Annotated in this window: 18 protein-coding genes; 9 read left to right on the forward strand and 9 right to left on the reverse strand. The window is 53.8% G+C overall.

Going from position 1 to position 18,876, the window contains the following annotated elements; all coding sequences use genetic code 11:
• Positions 1 to 53 precede the first annotated feature (53 nt).
• On the forward strand, positions 54 to 746 hold the full coding sequence (locus tag ACUY4S_RS04155; RefSeq protein ID WP_458023030.1) for an IclR family transcriptional regulator domain-containing protein: 693 nt from the start codon (positions 54 to 56) through the stop codon (positions 744 to 746).
• A gap of 146 nt (positions 747 to 892) precedes the next feature.
• Here ACUY4S_RS04155 and ruvX read toward each other — a convergent pair whose 3' ends face one another.
• The 8 genes from ruvX to metK form a co-directional block, all read right to left on the reverse strand.
• Positions 893 to 1,309, reverse strand: a complete 417-nt coding sequence (ruvX, locus tag ACUY4S_RS04160) for a Holliday junction resolvase RuvX (RefSeq protein ID WP_312691934.1) — start codon at positions 1,307 to 1,309, stop codon at positions 893 to 895.
• A complete protein-coding gene (locus ACUY4S_RS04165; RefSeq protein WP_312691932.1) occupies positions 1,309 to 1,872 on the reverse strand; it encodes a YqgE/AlgH family protein in 564 nt (187 codons plus the stop codon). The genes ruvX and ACUY4S_RS04165 overlap by 1 nt, the downstream gene beginning before the upstream one ends.
• Before the next feature lie 121 nt (positions 1,873 to 1,993).
• A complete protein-coding gene (gene gshB, locus ACUY4S_RS04170) occupies positions 1,994 to 2,941 on the reverse strand; it encodes a glutathione synthase (protein ID WP_458023031.1) in 948 nt (315 codons plus the stop codon).
• A gap of 13 nt (positions 2,942 to 2,954) precedes the next feature.
• Positions 2,955 to 3,686 carry a 16S rRNA (uracil(1498)-N(3))-methyltransferase gene (gene rsmE, locus ACUY4S_RS04175; RefSeq protein WP_312691928.1) on the reverse strand — a complete coding sequence of 244 codons (732 nt, stop codon included), beginning with the start codon at positions 3,684 to 3,686 and terminating at the stop codon, positions 2,955 to 2,957.
• 97 nt (positions 3,687 to 3,783) lie between these two features.
• Entirely contained in the window at positions 3,784 to 4,482 is a 699-nt protein-coding gene (gene endA / locus ACUY4S_RS04180; RefSeq protein ID WP_458023032.1) for a deoxyribonuclease I, read from the reverse strand.
• 87 nt (positions 4,483 to 4,569) lie between these two features.
• Entirely contained in the window at positions 4,570 to 5,076 is a 507-nt protein-coding gene (locus ACUY4S_RS04185) for a SprT family zinc-dependent metalloprotease (RefSeq protein ID WP_312691924.1), read from the reverse strand.
• A 79-nt stretch (positions 5,077 to 5,155) separates the two neighbouring features.
• Positions 5,156 to 6,571, reverse strand: coding sequence for a sugar porter family MFS transporter (locus ACUY4S_RS04190; protein WP_458024248.1), 1,416 nt, complete (start codon positions 6,569 to 6,571; stop codon positions 5,156 to 5,158).
• A 377-nt stretch (positions 6,572 to 6,948) separates the two neighbouring features.
• Complete coding sequence (gene metK, locus ACUY4S_RS04195; RefSeq protein WP_312691922.1) at positions 6,949 to 8,100, reverse strand: methionine adenosyltransferase; 1,152 nt, start codon at positions 8,098 to 8,100, stop codon at positions 6,949 to 6,951.
• Between the two features lie 440 nt (positions 8,101 to 8,540).
• On the opposite strand from metK, the gene yqgG reads away from it, so the two are divergent.
• From yqgG to speA, 3 genes are all read left to right on the forward strand, one after another.
• The gene (gene yqgG / locus ACUY4S_RS04200) at positions 8,541 to 8,687 is read left to right on the forward strand and encodes a small protein YqgG (RefSeq protein WP_458023033.1); all 147 of its coding nucleotides are present in this window, start codon (positions 8,541 to 8,543) and stop codon (positions 8,685 to 8,687) included.
• Positions 8,688 to 8,818: 131 nt separating this feature from the next.
• Complete coding sequence (yqgB, locus tag ACUY4S_RS04205) at positions 8,819 to 8,959, forward strand: acid stress response protein YqgB (RefSeq protein ID WP_458024265.1); 141 nt, start codon at positions 8,819 to 8,821, stop codon at positions 8,957 to 8,959.
• Positions 8,960 to 8,967: 8 nt separating this feature from the next.
• Complete coding sequence (speA, locus tag ACUY4S_RS04210) at positions 8,968 to 10,944, forward strand: biosynthetic arginine decarboxylase (protein WP_312691920.1); 1,977 nt, start codon at positions 8,968 to 8,970, stop codon at positions 10,942 to 10,944.
• Between the two features lie 59 nt (positions 10,945 to 11,003).
• Here speA and loiP read toward each other — a convergent pair whose 3' ends face one another.
• A complete protein-coding gene (gene loiP / locus ACUY4S_RS04215; RefSeq protein ID WP_312691917.1) occupies positions 11,004 to 11,762 on the reverse strand; it encodes a metalloprotease LoiP in 759 nt (252 codons plus the stop codon).
• Between the two features lie 277 nt (positions 11,763 to 12,039).
• Between loiP and tkt the strand changes: the two genes are divergently transcribed.
• From tkt to mscS, 5 genes are all read left to right on the forward strand, one after another.
• Positions 12,040 to 14,034: a transketolase gene (tkt, locus tag ACUY4S_RS04220; protein ID WP_458023034.1), complete on the forward strand. Its 1,995-nt coding sequence runs from the start codon at positions 12,040 to 12,042 to the stop codon at positions 14,032 to 14,034.
• Positions 14,035 to 14,413: 379 nt separating this feature from the next.
• Complete coding sequence (gene epd, locus ACUY4S_RS04225) at positions 14,414 to 15,433, forward strand: erythrose-4-phosphate dehydrogenase (protein WP_458023035.1); 1,020 nt, start codon at positions 14,414 to 14,416, stop codon at positions 15,431 to 15,433.
• Between the two features lie 48 nt (positions 15,434 to 15,481).
• On the forward strand, positions 15,482 to 16,645 hold the full coding sequence (gene pgk / locus ACUY4S_RS04230; RefSeq protein ID WP_312691911.1) for a phosphoglycerate kinase: 1,164 nt from the start codon (positions 15,482 to 15,484) through the stop codon (positions 16,643 to 16,645).
• A 96-nt stretch (positions 16,646 to 16,741) separates the two neighbouring features.
• Complete coding sequence (fbaA, locus tag ACUY4S_RS04235) at positions 16,742 to 17,821, forward strand: class II fructose-bisphosphate aldolase (protein WP_312691909.1); 1,080 nt, start codon at positions 16,742 to 16,744, stop codon at positions 17,819 to 17,821.
• Positions 17,822 to 18,007: 186 nt separating this feature from the next.
• Positions 18,008 to 18,868: a small-conductance mechanosensitive channel MscS gene (gene mscS / locus ACUY4S_RS04240; protein ID WP_458023036.1), complete on the forward strand. Its 861-nt coding sequence runs from the start codon at positions 18,008 to 18,010 to the stop codon at positions 18,866 to 18,868.
• Positions 18,869 to 18,876: the final 8 nt, after the last annotated feature.

The raw sequence follows: 18,876 nt of genomic DNA on the forward strand, positions 1-18,876 counted from the left end.
CTTTACTGACGGTAAAATCGAATTTTTGAGCAACCAGAGAAGCGACCCCTGCTATGTCCTCACAACCCAACCAAAGCCTGATCGACGGTATTCGCTGTCTGCAGTACCTGGTATCCAGCGGCCGCGCGATTGGCTGCCGCGAACTGGCGCGCCTGATGGGGATCAACACCACCCGCGTCAACCGGTTGTTAATGACCATGGCCTCTATTGGCCTGACCATGCAGGATGCTCAGCGACGTTATCTGCCCGGCCCAGGCATTCATGCGCTGGCGGCTCAGGCGATTCGCGGTTCGGCGCTGTTCTCCCATGCATTACCCTTACTCGAACGCTACGCGCCGAAAGACATTGTGGTGGCCATGGCGGTGTTGTGGGAGGATCAGGTCATTTACATCTATCACTCCGAACCCGGCAGCCAGGTTAGCCAGGCGCTGGCGGGTTTTCATATGCTGCCGGCCTGGCAGTCGGTCATCGGTATGTCGCTCCTGGCGGCAGAAAGCGATGACGCACTGCAACAGCGCTTTACCGATGAGCAGTGGCAACAACTTGGCCCGCACGTGGCTCAGCAGCGCGAACGGGGCCATGTGGTCTGGCACCATGACGATGGCGAAATCTCCATGGCGAAACCCCTTGGTGCTCATTCGGCCGCTCTGGCCTTTGCCGGTATGTGGCAAGTGGACGACACGGTCGTGGAAGCGCGCTTACAGGAACTTCATACCCTGGTGAAACGCCTGACAGATAAACCCTGATAATCACAGATGTTACCTGTTATGTTTCTTTTATAGAAACAAGAAAAGAATTGCAAAAAGCATGGGCTGAATTTGTGAGAGCGATCGGCAGAAAGCCGCGGATGAGACGCGGCTTGCTGTTTTAAAGGGGAAGGGGGAAGCGCAGATCAGATGTTCTGTTCGAACCAGCTTTCCAGAATGATCACGGCGGAGGCGGAATCCACGCTGCCTTTATCAAGCGCACGAAAACCGCCGCGCTCGAATAGCCCGGAGCGGGCTTCAACAGTGCTGAGCCGTTCATCGTGCAGTTTGACCTGCACACCAAAACGGCCATGTATTTTGTTGGCAAAATTACGCGCCCGCGCGGTCAGCGGCTGCTCTGTGCCGTCCATATTCAGCGGTAATCCGACAATCACCGCATCGGGTTGCCACTCTTTCAACAGCTTTTCAATCAGGCTCCAGTTTGGCGTACCGTCCTGCGCTTTTAACGCATTTAGCGGGCGCGCCGTGCCGGTGATACGCTGCCCAATCGCCACACCAATGCTTTTGGTGCCAAAATCAAATGCCAGCAGAGTTCCGCTCATCAGGCGTGCCCCGCGACACCCGGCATGGTCGTGATGTCTATGCCGATCAGTTTTGCAGCGTCGCGCCAGCGGTCGGCAAGCGGTGTTTTAAACAGAATGTTGAGATCCGCCGGGGCGGTCAGCCAGGCATTGTCGAGGATCTCCTGCTCCAGTTGCCCCTTTTCCCATGAGGAATAGCCCAGCGTGACCAGCACTTCGCTGGGTTGCTGTGCCGTCCCGAGGGTTTCCAGAACATCCCGCGAAGTGGTCACCACGGTATTGTCAGACACGCGAATGCTGGAGGAGAAACTGGCGGGCGGTGTGTGCAGAATAAAACCACGATCTTCCGCCAGTGGGCCGCCGAGCAACACCGGTTTGTCCAGCCGAATCGCCGGATCGCGTGGTTCCGGCTGGATTTTGAGCTTCTCCAGCACGCTGTCTACTTTCAGGTTTTCCAGCGGCTTATTGATAACAAGCCCCATTGCGCCTTCGTCGTTGTACTCGCAGATATAAACCACGGAGCGCCGAAAGAGGGGATCCTGAAGCGTGGGCATGGCAATAAGAAAGTGATGCTGTAAATTCATTGTCAGAGGTTCGGTTTCCTGGTTCAAAAAAGCGACAGTCTAGTATGGGGTGAAAGCAGAATGCTGTCACTAGCCAAACCTGGCAGGATACGGGATCCTCCCGTATCCGATGCGCTAAGGGCTATTTCCCCAGGCGTTTTTCGATGGCATCCATCAGCATGCCGGTAATGGAGATGGGAAATTCAGCTTCAATCTCGCGAATGCAGGTCGGGCTGGTGACGTTAATTTCAGTCAGACGATCGCCAATAATATCAAGACCGACAAAAATCAGCCCTTTGGCTTTGAGCGTCGGCGCAACTTTTCGCGCAATCGCCCAGTCGCTTTCGCTCAGCGGACGCGGTTCGCCGCGCCCCCCAGCCGCCAGGTTACCACGCGTTTCGCCGCCCTGAGGAATGCGTGCAAGGCAGTAAGGCACGGGTTCGCCGTCAACAACCAGAACGCGTTTGTCGCCGTCTTTGATGGCCGGCAAATAGTTCTGTGCCATACAGTAGCGGTTGCCCAGTTCCGTCAGCGTTTCGGCAATGACCGACAGGTTAGGATCGCCCTCTTTCACGCGGAAAATAGAGGTACCACCCATACCATCCAGCGGTTTAAGAATGATATCGCCATGTTTTTGCCAGAAGGCTTTCAACTGGGCTTTATTGCGTGTGACCAGCGTTTCCGGGGTCAGTTCGGCAAACCAGGCGGTGAATAATTTTTCATTACAGTCGCGCAGGCTCTGCGGTTTGTTGACGATCAATGAGCCTTGCTCTTCGGCGCGTTCAAGAATGTAGGTCGCATAGATGTATTCGGTATCGAACGGCGGATCTTTGCGCATCAGAATGGCATCCAGCCCGGCAAGGGCAATATCCTGCTCGCTGCCAAAGTCGTACCATTTATCGTAATTTTGCTCGACGGAGAGCTTACGGGTACGGGCGCGGGCTTCTCCGTTGATCAAATAAAGATCGGACATCTCCATATAGTGCAGCTCGTAGCCGCGGCGCTGCGCTTCCAGCAACATGGCGAAGCTGGAGTCTTTTTTGATGTTAATGTCCGCGATGGGGTCCATCACGATGCCGAGCTTAATCATTATGCTTCTCCTCTCAACCCAGGTCGCCGAAGCGAACCTGAAGGGCGGTGATGGCGGTAAGCGCCGTGGTCTCTGTGCGTAATACGCGTGGCCCTAACAAAATATCCGTGAACTGATAACGCGCGGTCATGGCAATCTCATCGGCGGTCAGGCCGCCTTCCGGGCCAATCAGCAGCCGCACGCGCTCCACAGGCAACGGCAGTGTATTAATACTCTGACTGGCGCGCGGATGAAGGTTCAGTTTCAGACCTGCCTCTTCTTCAGCGCACCAGGCTTCCAGATCCATGGCAGGGCGGATTTCCGGAATACGATTGCGCCCGCACTGTTCGCAGGCGGCAATGGCAATTTTCTGCCACTGTTGCAGCTTTTTATTCAGGCGTTCGGCATCCAGTTTAACGCCGCAACGCTCAGAAAAAAGTGGCGTAATGAGGCTTACTCCAAGCTCAATCGATTTCTGGATGGTGAATTCCATTTTTTCACCACGAGACATCACCTGTCCGAGATGGATGTGCACCGGTGATTCACGATCGTCCACACTGCCGCGCAGCACGTTCACCCGTACGCTTTTCTTATCGGCATAGACGATTTCTGCGTCGAATACCTGGTTAGAGCCATCGAAAAGCTGAATTGCCTGGCCGGGGCCCATACGTAACACGCGGCCAACATGATTGGCGGCATCTTCGCTGAGGGCGATTTCATGACCCGCCTGGATAAGCTCAGGATGATGAATGCGGGGAGTGCGCATAGTGTGAAATTCCGTTTGTCGCGTGGCGCTCAAGTTCCCCTCCGCCGCACAGGTAGAGGGGGGCGCCAGCAAAATAAATGATTGCCGCTAGTGTAGGTTAGCTCTTTCGCGCCATGCAAGCTTGCTGCACATAGGGGTTATGGTTGCCCTGAACTTCAGCGATGCGTGCATCGCGTTTGCACTCCCAGTCGGTAACCGGGTAGAGCTTATCCCATACGGTGAAAAGCTGCGTTTGCTGGCGTGAAAGCGTGATGTGGTATTGGTCGCGCATATAGAAATAAGTACGGGCAATGGCGCCACGGGCACGTACCGGCGGCTCAGCCAGTTTAGCTTTAAAATCGATCTTCATTTGGCACTGGCCGTACTGGCCTTCGCCACCGTTCCACTGGCTGTACATGAAGTTGCCGCGATCGCCATTAACTTCGCCCACGGCAGGTTGCAGGTTGTGCATATCACTCTCGATTTTGCGGTACAGCGGATCTTTAGCACAGTTTTTCCGGCCGCCATCCTGCCAGCACTGGCGCTGATGGCCGAACTGCCATGCAGGCATGACATGCTCCCATTCAATGCGGCTGGCGCGGTTTTCATTTTTGCGAACCTGATAGCCGCAGGAAGCGAGATCAACCACGCCTTTTTTACCCTGCCAGTTAATTTTACAGCCGCAGTAGAAATCGCCTGGCGCGTCGGCGTTCACTTTAACGCCCGCCGCTTTAGCCTGGGCAAAGCTGTTTATGCCATCGGCGGCCAGCGCCGGAGCAGCAATCAGAGTCAGTAAGATGGAGAAAAGACGAAACATGGCGAACTCCCTGTCAAAACGAGTCCGCAACGTAACGGAAGGTGTTGCCTGATGCAATCAGTAAGAGCAGAAAACTTCTTAATGGATTCAGTTACTGGCGTCAGCAATAAGCGGTTCACCGCAACGTACACAGCGGTAAACGGCCTCGCCGCGTATCACCCGATTATGACGGCGCACGGTTAACTGGTGTTGCTGGCATTTACAGCGGTAGGGGAAGGTGTTGCGTCGCACGGATTCCAGCTCAAACTGATGCGTACGGCGGGCCGGGACGCCTAGCACGCTTTCCATCATCCATTTCCACTCTTTTCCGTGGGGAGGCACACGCCCGAAGTGCTTCCACACCAGCAGGTGCGCCAGTTCGTGAGGTACGACCTCTTCAATAAATGCCTGCTCATTTTCCAGCAGCAGAACCGGGTTAAGCCGGATCTCATAATCTGCCAGCCATGCCGTACCCGCAGCAGTGCCGCGTTGCTGGTAAACAAGCTTAGGCTCTGGATAGTTACGGTCGAGCGTCTGGTTGGCCAGAGCGAGTTTTTCTCGCAGGCTACGCATTACGGCTTGTTGCGTGGCGATGGGAAGGCGGGGCGTTTTCATAAGTGCAGAGGATAGGATGGGCGAAGCGGGAGTGCAAGCGTAAGAGGAAAGGCTTCCTCCGCAGAGGAAGCCAGTGTGCTTAGTTTTGCGAACCAATTTCACGTAGCGGGCGGCCACGCATCAGATTGCGTTCAATATGCTCCAGCGAAACGTGTTTGGTTTCCGGAACCAGCCACAGTGTCAGCACAATGAACAGCAGGTTCAGCGCGCCGTACACCCAGAAGGTGTTGGCATTGCCCAGCGAATTCAGCATGGTCAGGAAGGTCGCACCAACGATCATGTTGGCAATCCAGTTGGTTGCGGTCGAACAGGTGATGCCGAAATCGCGGCCTTTCAGCGGCTGAATTTCAGAACACAATACCCAAATCAGCGGACCGGCGCTCATCGCGAAGCCGACAATAAACATTAACAACATCGCGACAGCGAAATATTGCGCCGACGGGGAGTGGATCCCCAGATGCAGCATCGTACCGAGGATCCCCATACCGGCGGCCATGACCAGGAAGCCCAGCACCAGGGTCGGTTTACGCCCCCAGCGATCCACCAGACCGATGGCAATAAAGGTGGCCAGCACGTTGGTCAGACCGACAATTACCGTACCCCACATCTGCTCGGTAGTGTTGCTGTAACCCGCCAGTTCGAAGATTTTTGGCGCGTAATACATGATGACGTTCATACCGGTGAACTGCTGCATGACCTGCAACAGAACGCCCAGGAACACCGCGCGGCGGAAGTTGCTGTTCTCTTTGAACAGCGCCCAACCGCTTTGTTTAACCTGCAGACTTTCGCGGATCTCTTCCAGCTCGTTCTTAGCTTCGGCGCTGGTATCACGCAGCCTCAGCAGAACCCGTTCGGCATCATGGAAACGGCGTTTCGCGGCAAACCAGCGCGGGCTGTCTGGCAGGAAGAAGACGCCAATCAGCAGTAATACCGCCGGAATGATGATCACGCCCAGCATCCAGCGCCATGCACCGCTGTAGCTGAACGCGGTATCGGAAAGGTAAGCACCGAGAATACCGATGGTGATCATCAACTGATACATGGAGATCATGCTGCCGCGGATTTTTTCTGGTGCAATCTCAGAGAGATAGAGCGGCGCAGTATACGAAGCCACACCGACGGCAAGGCCGAGCAGCACACGAGAGATAATCAGAACGTCAACGTTAGGCGCAACGGCAGAGCAGAGCGAACCGATCACAAACAGCACCGCCCCGATCATCAGGCTTTTTTTGCGACCCAGGCGCCATGAGAGCCAACCGCTGCCGACAGCACCGACGGCGGCACCGAACATCATTGAGCTGACCACCCACTCCTGGGTGTGTGAGCTAATTTGAAAATCCTCAGTGATAAAGGGCAGCGCCCCGGCAATCACCCCAATATCCAGGCCGAAAAGCAACCCTGCCAGTGCAGCGAGGAAGCAAACAAAAAAGGTCATTGCCTTGTTTGAACGCCCCTGTTTTTTATTGTCAGGCATTATGCCCTCCATTCGTGTCATTAGTTTTATCGATGTAAAAGGTAGGCCAGTAGCAGGCAAAATTATGTGATTGTTATCACATGAGTGTAATCGGTTACATCTCGATTTTTCGCGAAATGTAAATTAAAGTCATAAATATTATAGAATTACTAAAGACGGATTGTGAGCGGGAAGGCGAAGATTCGGACAAAACCGAAGCGTGATGTAACAACTCGTGTTTAAGATAATTTCAAAGAGAAAATTCTTAATTTGCAGCGGAGCGGCGCTATGTAATCGCTTTCATATTGTGTGGAGCGAGATTAAGCCAGTATAGACCGTGTGAAAAATCCTGGCGGGATGAACGCAGGGGAAATAAAAAAGCCAGCACGAGGCTGGCCTTAAAAGCAGTCGGGAAGGGATTACAGGCCGGCAGCTTCGCGCAGCTGAGCCGCTTTGTCGGTTTTTTCCCATGGGAAGGTTTCTCGACCAAAGTGACCGTATGCAGCGGTTTGTTTGTAGATTGGGTGCAGCAGATCCAACATCTGGATCAGGCCGTACGGGCGGAGATCGAAGAACTCGCGCACCAGCAGGGTTAACTGCTCGCTGGCGATTTTCTCGGTACCGAACGTTTCCACCATGATGGAGGTTGGTTCTGCAACGCCAATGGCGTAAGAGACCTGGATCTCGCAACGGTCTGCAAGGCCAGCGGCAACGATGTTTTTCGCCACATAGCGTGCAGCATAGGCTGCAGAACGGTCAACTTTTGACGGATCCTTACCAGAGAATGCACCGCCGCCATGACGCGCCATGCCGCCGTAGGTATCAACAATAATTTTACGCCCTGTCAGCCCACAGTCGCCCATCGGGCCACCAATAACAAAACGGCCAGTCGGGTTGATAAAGAATTTGGTGGAGGTGTTCAGCCATTCAGTCGGCAGGATCGGTTTAATGATCTCTTCCATCACGGCTTCTTGCAGGGATTTTTGATCAATATCTTCCGAATGCTGGGTCGACAGCACTACCGCATCGATACCGACAATTTTGCCGTCGTCATACTGGAACGTGACCTGGCTTTTCGCATCCGGACGCAGCCACGGCAGGGTGCCGTTTTTACGCACTTCAGCCTGACGCTCAACCAGACGATGCGCGTAAGTGATTGGCGCGGGCATCAGAACGTCGGTTTCATTGGTCGCATAACCAAACATCAGGCCCTGGTCGCCAGCGCCTTGTTCCAGCGGATCGGCACGGTCAACACCTTGGTTGATATCCGGAGACTGTTTACCAATAGCGCTTAGTACCGCACAAGAGTTGGCGTCAAAGCCCATGTCGGAATGCACATAGCCAATTTCGCGGACGGTATTACGGGTGATCTCTTCGATATCAACCCACGCGCTGGTGGTGATTTCGCCGCCTACCAGAACCATGCCGGTTTTGACGTAAGTTTCACACGCAACGCGCGCTTTCGGATCCTGCTCAAGGATCGCATCCAGCACGGCGTCGGAAATTTGGTCAGCAATTTTGTCAGGATGCCCTTCGGAGACGGACTCGGACGTAAAAAGGTGTTTTGCCATATGTTGTTTTCACCCTGGAGTAATACGGTTAGCTCGAATTCTGTGCCCGAATGCCAGCGCGGTGGCGCCGCGTGGACGACAGATGATGACACAGAAGTCTGACTGTTATTCTGTGCATGCGCGATGGTTGTGGCGTATGGACGGATTAACATCTGGATGGCTATTCTAGGTTAATTCTTAACCCCATTGCCAGCGGTTTTTGCTGTTCACCACATCCTGTCACAAATAGTGACGGAAAATTTTCCTGGCAATGCGTCAAACACAGCTTTTTTATTTTGCATTTTCACCCCGTTGTCGGTATAAAACGCCGCGCGCGGCTCATTAAAAATCAGCGCACGGCAAGATGCTGTGTCGCCACTTCCAGCCGGGTTAAGCAGTGAAATTAATGGCTTTGGCTTGTCGCAGGTCGTCAATGGCTTGTGTGGAGGTGATACGAAATAATGAACCGTTGTTTTCTGCAGAAACTGTCGCGTTGTTCTGACGCGCACCTATTCCCCGCAACCTGCATTTCTAATCTGCAAACCTGCCGATGTTATACCCATTTCGGCGCTTCTCAGGACTCCAGGGCCGGTAAGGCGTTGCGATAACTGAACAAGGGCTCTCCTGGTTTTTCAGGAGTTTTCTCGTGGTTTCGCCGGACTGTCATACTCAAGTTCGGAACGTGTTTTACAATGATATGAACAAGAAACCGGTCGCACAGCGGGCGCTTCAGCATGAAATGCTGAGTAGTCAGGCTGTTTATGGGTTGTTATCGCTATGTGTCACTGCGATAGTAGTCAACTGTTTCGTATCCACGCCTTTTCATTCAGCAGCCAACCGGTGCGGTGAAACGGACAGGGTATACACTTTGTTATGTTGAGGTTTGCTATGTCTGACGACATGTCTTCGGTTTCGCCTTCGTCAGCGGGCGAACCAGGTGTACTACGTTCCATGCAGGAGGTTGCGATGAGCTCCCAGGAAGCCAGCAAGATGCTTCGTACTTATAACATTGCCTGGTGGGGCAATAATTACTACGACGTCAATGAGCTGGGCCATATCAGCGTTTGCCCGGATCCGGATGTCCCGGAAGCCAGGGTTGACCTTGCGCAGTTGGTAAAAGCGCGTGAAGCTCAGGGGCAGCGTCTGCCAGCATTGTTCTGCTTCCCGCAGATCCTGCAACACCGCCTGCGTTCAATTAACGCCGCGTTCAAACGCGCGCGCGAATCCTATGGCTACAACGGTGATTACTTCCTGGTATACCCGATTAAGGTGAACCAACACCGTCGCGTCATTGAGTCATTGATCCATTCCGGCGAGCCGCTGGGTCTGGAAGCCGGTTCAAAAGCTGAACTGATGGCGGTCCTGGCGCATGCGGGCATGACCCGATCGGTGATTGTTTGTAACGGCTATAAAGACCGTGAATACATTCGTCTGGCGCTGATCGGCGAAAAAATGGGCCATAAGGTCTATCTGGTTATTGAGAAAATGACCGAAATCGCCATCGTGCTGGAAGAGGCCGAACGCCTTAATGTGGTTCCGCGCCTGGGTGTGCGCGCACGTCTGGCGTCTCAGGGCTCCGGTAAATGGCAGTCGTCCGGCGGCGAAAAATCCAAATTTGGTCTTGCGGCTACGCAGGTTCTGCAACTGGTGGAAATTCTGCGTGAGCGCGGGCGTCTGGACAGCATTCAACTGCTGCATTTCCACCTCGGATCGCAGATGGCGAATATTCGCGATATCGCCACCGGGGTACGTGAATCCGCACGCTTCTACGTTGAGTTGCATAAGCTGGGCGTGAATATCCAGTGCTTTGATGTCGGCGGTGGTCTGGGGGTGGATTACGAAGGGACCCGCTCTCAGTCTGATTGCTCCGTGAACTACGGGCTGAACGAATACGCTAACAACATTATCTGGGCGATTGGCGATGCCTGCGAAGAGAATGGCCTGCCGCATCCGACGGTCATCACCGAGTCAGGCCGGGCGGTGACAGCGCACCATACGGTGTTGGTATCCAACATTATTGGCGTTGAACGCAACGAATACACACAGGCGATCGCACCGGCTGAAGACGCACCGCGTGCGCTGCAAAGCATGTGGGAAACCTGGCAGGAGATGCATGAACCGGGCACCCGTCGTTCGCTGCGTGAGTGGTTGCATGATAGCCAGATGGATTTGCACGACATCCATGTTGGTTATTCGTCCGGGACTTACAGTTTGCAGGAACGTGCCTGGGCCGAGCAGCTGTACCTGAATATGTGCCATGAAGTGCAAAAGCAGCTTGACCCAAGTAACCGCGCGCATCGTCCGATTATTGATGAGCTGCAGGAGCGTATGGCGGACAAAATGTACGTCAACTTCTCGCTGTTCCAGTCAATGCCGGATGCCTGGGGCATCGATCAACTGTTCCCGGTGCTGCCGCTGGAAGGGCTGAACCATGCGCCGGAGCGCCGTGCTGTATTGCTGGATATTACCTGCGACTCTGATGGCGCTATCGATCATTACGTTGATGGCGATGGGATAGCGACCACGATGCCGATGCCGGATTACGATCCGGAGAACCCGCCGATGCTGGGCTTCTTTATGGTTGGTGCGTACCAGGAGATTCTTGGTAACATGCATAACCTGTTCGGGGATACCGAAGCGGTTGACGTGTTTGTTTTCCCGGATGGGAGTGTTGAAGTTGAACTCTCCGATGAAGGAGACACCGTGGCAGATATGCTGCAATACGTACAGTTGGATCCGAACACATTGCTGACGCAGTTCCGCGATCAAGTGAAACAGACCGGGCTGGATGAGACGCTGCAACAGCAGTTCCTCGAAGAGTTCGAAGCGGGTCTGTATGGCTACACCTACCTGGAAGATGAATAACATTTACAAGTAGCAGCCAGTCGAACAATACAGGGAGGCAATATCGCCTCCCTGTTGCGTTATTGAATGCCGTCTGCCGCCATGCGGTCGCGAATATGTTGCGCGCGTGCTGCAGATGCAGGGTGGTCGTCAAACATTGAGCTTTGGCGGCCTTCTTCCATTTTGGCCAGTTTCTCAAAGCTGGTGGCCAGTCCCGCAGGGCTGATGCCGCGTTTGCGCAACAAGTCGTAAGAGTAATCATCCGCTTCGGATTCCTGACGCTGAGAGAACTGCGAATTGACCAGTTGCTCGCCCAGCGCGCCAAGCTGTGACTGCGACAAGCTACCGACAACGCCGCCCGCAGATGCCGCAGCTGCACGTACCGCATTGGTCCCCAGCGCAACCTGCATGCCTTTCTTCACATGCCCTAGCGCAACGTGGCCCATCTCATGGCCAATCACTGCCTCAACTTCGTTATCCGTCATCATATCCATCAAGGCGCTGTAAACACGGATACAGCCGTTCGCCATTGCAAAGGCGTTCACATCCTTCGCCACATAGACTTTGTAGTTCACCGGTTGACCGTTGATATTGTCGCCAAGCGCCGCCGCGATTTTACTCAGACGCTGACTATAGGGGCTGCTCGCTGGCGCGATGCTGGCTTTGCTGTCCATCTGCTTACAAGCGTCATCACTCAGCGCCTTAACCTGTGCATCACTCAGAGTATAGGCCTGGAATGCTTCCGCCCCGGAGGTAAGGAAACCGCTGGAGTCCATATTCTGGCAGCCGGCCAGCAGGGTGGTCATTCCCAGAGCAAGTAATACTGGGCGAATTTTCATGTGTCATCTTCCGCAATGGTGAGTAATTTTCTGATTTTGTCACTGCCCGGGCGAACCGGTAGTGAACGTAAGTATAAAGAAGAGCAGGAAAGGCGAGCGAGAGGATTGCGCAACATGCGAGCAGCTTCCGGAGATTTCTGAACAGGCAAAAGGATGGTCCATGTACATGACTATCCGCTTGGGTTACATTGTTGGCACTTTTTTCCGGCGTAGCCCAAAACGCGCTGTCGTCAAGTCGTTACGGGAACTGCCTTTAATCGTCCGATCTGGAGTCAAAATGTCCTCACGTAAAGAGCTTGCCAATGCTATTCGTGCGCTGAGCATGGACGCGGTACAGAAAGCCAAATCCGGTCACCCGGGAGCCCCGATGGGGATGGCTGACATTGCCGAAGTCCTGTGGCGTGATTTTCTGAACCACAACCCGACGAACCCTGCATGGGCTGACCGCGACCGCTTTGTGCTGTCCAACGGCCATGGCTCGATGCTGATTTACAGCTTGCTGCACCTCACCGGCTACGATCTGCCGATGTCCGAACTGCAGAACTTCCGTCAGTTGCACTCCAAAACGCCAGGTCACCCTGAAGTCGGTTACACCGCCGGTGTAGAAACCACCACCGGGCCGCTGGGGCAGGGCATTGCCAATGCCGTGGGCATGGCGATTGCTGAGAAAACGCTTGCTGCGCAGTTCAACCGTCCGGGCCATGACATTGTTAACCACTTCACCTACGCCTTTATGGGTGACGGTTGCATGATGGAAGGCATCTCTCATGAGGTCTGCTCGCTGGCGGGCACCCTGAAACTGGGCAAACTGGTCGCGTTTTATGATGACAACGGCATCTCTATTGACGGTCACGTTGAAGGCTGGTTCACCGACGATACCGCGAAACGCTTCGAAGCCTACGGCTGGCACGTGGTGCGCGGCGTTGATGGTCACGATGCAGACGCCATTAAACGCGCAGTAGAAGAAGCGCGCAGCGTTACCGATAAACCATCGTTGCTGATGTGTAAAACCATTATCGGTTTCGGTTCACCGAACAAAGCCGGTACGCATGACTCCCACGGTGCCCCGCTGGGTGATGCAGAAATCGCCCTGACCCGTGAGCAACTGGGCTGGAAATACGCGCCATTTGAGATCCCGTCTGAGATTTATGCCCAGTGGGATGCGAAAGAAGCAGGCCAGGCTAAAGAAGCAGCCTGGAACGACAAGTTCGCGGCCTATGCCAAAGCCTTCCCGCAGGAAGCGGCAGAATTCACCCGCCGTATGAAAGGCGAACTGCCGTCTGACTTTGATGCTAAAGCGCAGGCTTTTGTTGAGAAGCTGCAGGCTAATCCGGCGAAAATCGCCAGCCGTAAGGCTTCACAGAACGCCATCGAAGCCTTTGGCCCGCTGCTGCCGGAATTCCTGGGCGGCTCTGCTGACCTGGCGCCAAGCAACCTGACTATCTGGTCTGGTTCGAAAGCGATTAACGAAGAGACTGCCGGTAACTACATCCACTACGGTGTGCGCGAGTTCGGTATGACCGCGATTGCCAATGGGATCTCCCTGCATGGCGGTTTCCTGCCGTACACCTCTACCTTCCTGATGTTTGTAGAATATGCCCGCAACGCGGTGCGTATGGCGGCGCTGATGAAACAGCGTCAGGTGCTGGTTTACACCCATGACTCCATCGGTCTGGGTGAAGACGGCCCGACTCACCAGCCGGTGGAGCAGGTGGCTTCTCTGCGTATGACCCCTAACGTCAGTACCTGGCGTCCGTGCGACCAGGTGGAATCTGCCGTGGCGTGGAAATACGGTGTTGAACGTGCCGACGGCCCGACCGCGCTGATCCTCTCCCGTCAGAACCTTGCGCAGCAGGAGCGTTCGGCGCAGCAACTGGCAGATATCGCCCGCGGCGCATACATCCTGAAGGATTGCGCAGCCGCGCAGCCGCAGCTGATTCTGATCGCTACCGGTTCTGAAGTTGAACTGGCGGTAGCCGCATGGGAAAAACTGACAGCCGAAGGCGTGAATGCACGCGTGGTTTCTATGCCGTCCACCGACACGTTCGACAAACAGGATGCTGCGTACCGTGAATCCGTGCTCCCGAAAGCCGTTTCTGCACGCGTGGCTATCGAAGCTGGTATTGCTGACTTCTGGTTCAAGTATGTTGGCCTGAACGGTGCTGTGGTTGGCATGACCACTTTCGGTGAATCAGCACCGGCTGAGCTGCTGTTCGAAGAGTTTGGTTTCACTGTCGACAACGTCGTCGCCAAAGCGAAAGCAGTGCTGTAAGAGCCTGCCTGCAGGTGAGCTTCCTCTTATCCGGCTAGGTGTGTTAGCTGGCCGGAAAGTGTAAGCGCTAACCCGCATCGTCAGGTAATCATCAACCGGGCAGATTGCCCGGTTTTTTTTCGTCCGCTATTCTTCGTTTCGCCGCCATGTTGCCCATTATTCCAGTGAAAATGTGACACAAGTCAGATTACTGGCGAATCCGTCTGGACAATCATTCCTTTTATTCCTTGTTTCGCTTATTCTAGCTGAAGCGTTTCAGTCGATTAAATGTTCGACAAATGACCAAATAAGCGCAGTTACGGCAGGCGAGGATTCCCCTCCAGGCGTTGCTGGATTACTCTGTCATCCACTTCAAACCAGCCTGTCTTGCAGGAGAGTTATGACCGTACGCATAGCGATAAATGGTTTCGGTCGCATCGGGCGCAATGTGCTTCGTGCTTTATACGAATCCGGGCGTCGGGCGGAAATCACCGTGGTGGCAATCAATGAACTGGCAGATGCCATAGGCATGGCGCATTTATTGAAGTATGACACCAGCCACGGCCGTTTTGCCTGGGATGTGCGCCAGGAGCGAGAGCAACTCTTTGTTGGCGATGATGTGATTCGTCTTTTACACGAGCGCGCTATCGCTGCATTGCCCTGGCGTGAGCTGGGCGTCGATGTGGTTCTCGACTGTACTGGTGTGTATGGCAACCGCGAAGATGGTGAAGCGCATCTGGCGGCGGGGGCGAAAAAGGTATTGTTTTCCCATCCCGGCAGCCACGATCTCGACGCGACCATCGTTTTTGGTGTTAATCAGCAGACATTACGCGCCGACGATCGCCTTGTCTCTAATGCTTCCTGCACCACGAACTGTATTATTCCGGTCATCAAACTGCTCGACGATGCATATGGTATCGAGTCGGGAACGGTAACAACCATACACTCGGCAATGCACGATCAGCAGGTTATTGACGCCTATCATCCGGATCTGCGTCGTACGCGGGCAGCCAGTCAGTCGATCATTCCGGTAGATACTAAACTGGCGGCGGGGATCACGCGAATCTTCCCGCAATTCAACGACAGATTCGAGGCGATAGCCGTACGCGTACCGACGATTAACGTCACGGCTATCGATCTCAGCGTAACGGTTAAAAAACCTGTAAAAGCTATGGAAGTCAACGGGTTGCTGCAAAAAGCAGCGCAGGGGACATTTCATGGTATAGTTGACTATACGGAATTACCGTTGGTTTCAACCGATTTTAACCACGATCCGCACAGTGCCATTGTTGATGGCACACAGACACGGGTCAGTGGCGCGCACCTTATTAAAACCCTGGTATGGTGCGATAACGAATGGGGCTTTGCTAATCGGATGCTCGACACGACGTTAGCAATGTCGGCTATTGGTTTCAGGTAAGGCACTGATGTGTCTGCAAAACTTTAAGAATCATTGAGAGGATTCACCATGTCTGTAATTAAGATGACCGATCTGGATTTGGCAGGTAAACGTGTTTTCATCCGTGCGGATCTGAACGTACCGGTTAAAGATGGCAAAGTGACCAGCGACGCGCGTATCCGTGCTTCTCTGCCGACCATCGAACTGGCGTTGAAGCAGGGCGCGAAAGTGATGGTAACTTCTCACCTGGGTCGTCCGACCGAAGGTGAGTACAACGAAGAATTCTCTCTGCTGCCGGTCGTAAATTACCTGAAAGACAAACTCTCCAACCCGGTACGTCTGGTTAAAGACTATCTGGATGGCGTTGAAGTGGCTGCAGGCGAACTGGTGGTTCTGGAAAACGTGCGCTTCAACAAAGGCGAGAAGAAAGACGACGAAACACTGTCCAAAAAATACGCTGCCCTGTGCGACGTATTTGTGATGGATGCCTTCGGTACTGCGCACCGCGCGCAGGCGTCTACGCACGGTATCGGCAAATTTGCTGATGTTGCCTGTGCTGGTCCGCTGCTGGCAGACGAACTGGAAGCGTTGGGTAAAGCGCTGAAAGAGCCGGCTCGTCCGATGGTCGCTATCGTGGGTGGTTCTAAGGTTTCTACCAAACTGACTGTTCTGGACTCCCTGTCCAAAATTGCGGATCAGCTGATTGTTGGCGGCGGTATCGCTAACACCTTCGTTGCTGCCCAGGGCCACAATGTGGGTAAATCTCTGTACGAAGCTGACCTGGTGGATGAAGCGAAACGTCTGCTGAGCACTTGCGATATCCCGGTTCCGACAGATGTTCGCGTGGCCACTGAGTTCTCTGAAACCGCTACCGCTACCCTGAAATCCGTTAATGACATCAAAGATGATGAGCAAATTCTGGATTTGGGCGACGCGTCTGCAGAAAAACTGGCTGAAATCCTGAAAAACGCCAAAACTATCCTGTGGAATGGTCCGGTTGGCGTGTTTGAATTCCCGAACTTCCGTAAAGGTACTGAAATTGTGGCTAACGCTATCGCAGACAGCGACGCGTTCTCCATTGCTGGCGGTGGTGACACCCTGGCGGCGATTGATCTGTTCGGTATCGCTGACAAGATCTCTTACATCTCCACTGGCGGCGGCGCATTCCTCGAATTCGTCGAAGGCAAAGTTCTGCCGGCAGTAGCTATGCTCGAAGAGCGCGCTAAAAAGTAAGTTTTGCTGGGCAGGGAAACCTGCCCAATTTTCAGCGCGCTTAAAAGCTCGCGACGTTTCTCAACGGTCGAAGATACAGATACAGGACTACGTAACATGTCTAAAATTTTTGATTTCGTAAAACCGGGCGTGATCACTGGTGATGACGTTCAGAAAGTGTTCCAGGTAGCAAAAGAAAACAACTTTGCACTGCCGGCAGTTAACTGCGTGGGCACTGATTCCATCAACGCTGTTCTGGAAGCTGCTGCGAAAGCTAAAGCACCGGTTATCGTTCAGTTCTCTAACGGCGGCGCAGCGTTCATCGCAGGTAAAGGCGTGAAAACTGACGTTCCGCAGGGCGCAGCAATTCTGGGCGCTATCTCTGGTGCGCACCACGTTCACCAGATGGCAGAACATTACGGTGTGCCGGTTATTCTGCACACTGACCACTGCGCGAAAAAACTGCTGCCGTGGATCGACGGCCTGCTGGACGCGGGTGAAAAACACTTCGCTGCTACTGGCAAACCGCTGTTCTCTTCTCACATGATCGACCTTTCCGAAGAGTCTCTGGAAGAGAACATCGAAATCAGCTCTAAGTACCTGGCACGCATGGCTAAAATGGGCATGACGCTGGAAATCGAACTGGGTTGCACCGGCGGCGAAGAAGACGGCGTAGACAACAGCCACATGGACGCTTCTGCACTGTACACTCAGCCGGAAGATGTTGATTACGCGTACACCAAACTGAATGCGATCAGCCCGCGTTTCACCATCGCTGCTTCCTTCGGTAACGTACACGGCGTATACAAGCCGGGCAACGTGAAACTGACCCCGACTATCCTGCGCGACTCCCAGGAATATGTTTCTAAGAAACATAACCTGCCGCACAACAGCCTGAACTTTGTATTCCACGGCGGTTCCGGTTCTTCCGCACAGGAAATCAAAGACTCCGTAAGCTACGGCGTGATCAAAATGAACATCGATACCGACACCCAATGGGCAACCTGGGAAGGTATCCTGAACTACTACAAAGAAAACGAAGGCTACCTGCAGGGCCAGCTGGGCAACCCGAAAGGCGCAGATCAGCCGAACAAAAAATACTACGACCCGCGTGTATGGCTGCGTGCAGCGCAGACCAGCATGGTCGCACGTCTGGAGCAGGCTTTCAAAGAACTGAACGCGGTAGACGTTCTGTAATCTGAATCCTGATTCAGCAAAAAGCCCGCAAATATGCGGGCTTTTTTATTGGGATTTCAACAGGCTGCTGGCGGCATAAAGTGTGATCCGTTTGGCGAAACTGCCTCTTATTGTTTACCCTTTAGGGATCTGTCTCCGCGCGCGGGCGGCAGTTTTTATGTCTGGAACAACAGTAAGGAAGAAAGAATGGAAGATCTCAACGTCGTCGACAGCATTAACGGTGCCGGCTCGTGGCTGGTGAATAACCAGGCGCTATTGCTGAGCTACGCCGTCAATATCGTGGCTGCGATTGCCATCATCATTATTGGTATGATCGTGGCGCGTGTTGTCTCAAGTACCGTTAACCGTCTGATGATGGCAAGACATATTGATGCCACTGTCGCGGATTTTCTCTCCGCACTGATTCGCTATGGGATTATCGCATTTACCCTGATTGCCGCGCTGGGGCGCGTAGGGGTGCAAACGGCTTCGGTGATCGCGGTGCTCGGTGCCGCTGGTCTGGCGATTGGTCTGGCATTACAGGGCTCGCTTTCTAACCTCGCAGCTGGCGTGTTGCTGGTTACTTTCCGTCCGTTTCGTTCGGGTGAGTACGTTGATCTTGGTGGCGTGGCGGGTACGGTATTACAGGTGCAGATTTTCTCAACCACCCTGCGTACCGTTGATGGCCGCATTGTCGTGATCCCGAACGGCAAAATCATTGCCGGTAATATTGTTAACTTCTCTCGTGAGCCGGTACGCCGCAACGAGTTTATTATTGGTGTCGCTTACGATTCCGATATCGACCTGGTGAAGCAGATCCTGACTGAGATTATTCAGGCCGATGATCGCATCCTTAAAGATCGTGACATGACGGTACGTCTGAACGAGCTGGGGCCAAGCTCCATCAACTTTGTGGTGCGGGTGTGGAGTAAGAGCAGCGATTTACAGAATGTTTACTGGGATGTACTGGAGCTTATCAAACGCCGCTTTGATGAAAACGGCATCAGCTTCCCGTTCCCGCAGATGGACGTTAACCTCAAACGTACCCACGAAGCGACAGAACAATAATTATCCGG

This window comes from Kosakonia beeri (assembly GCF_054165705.1).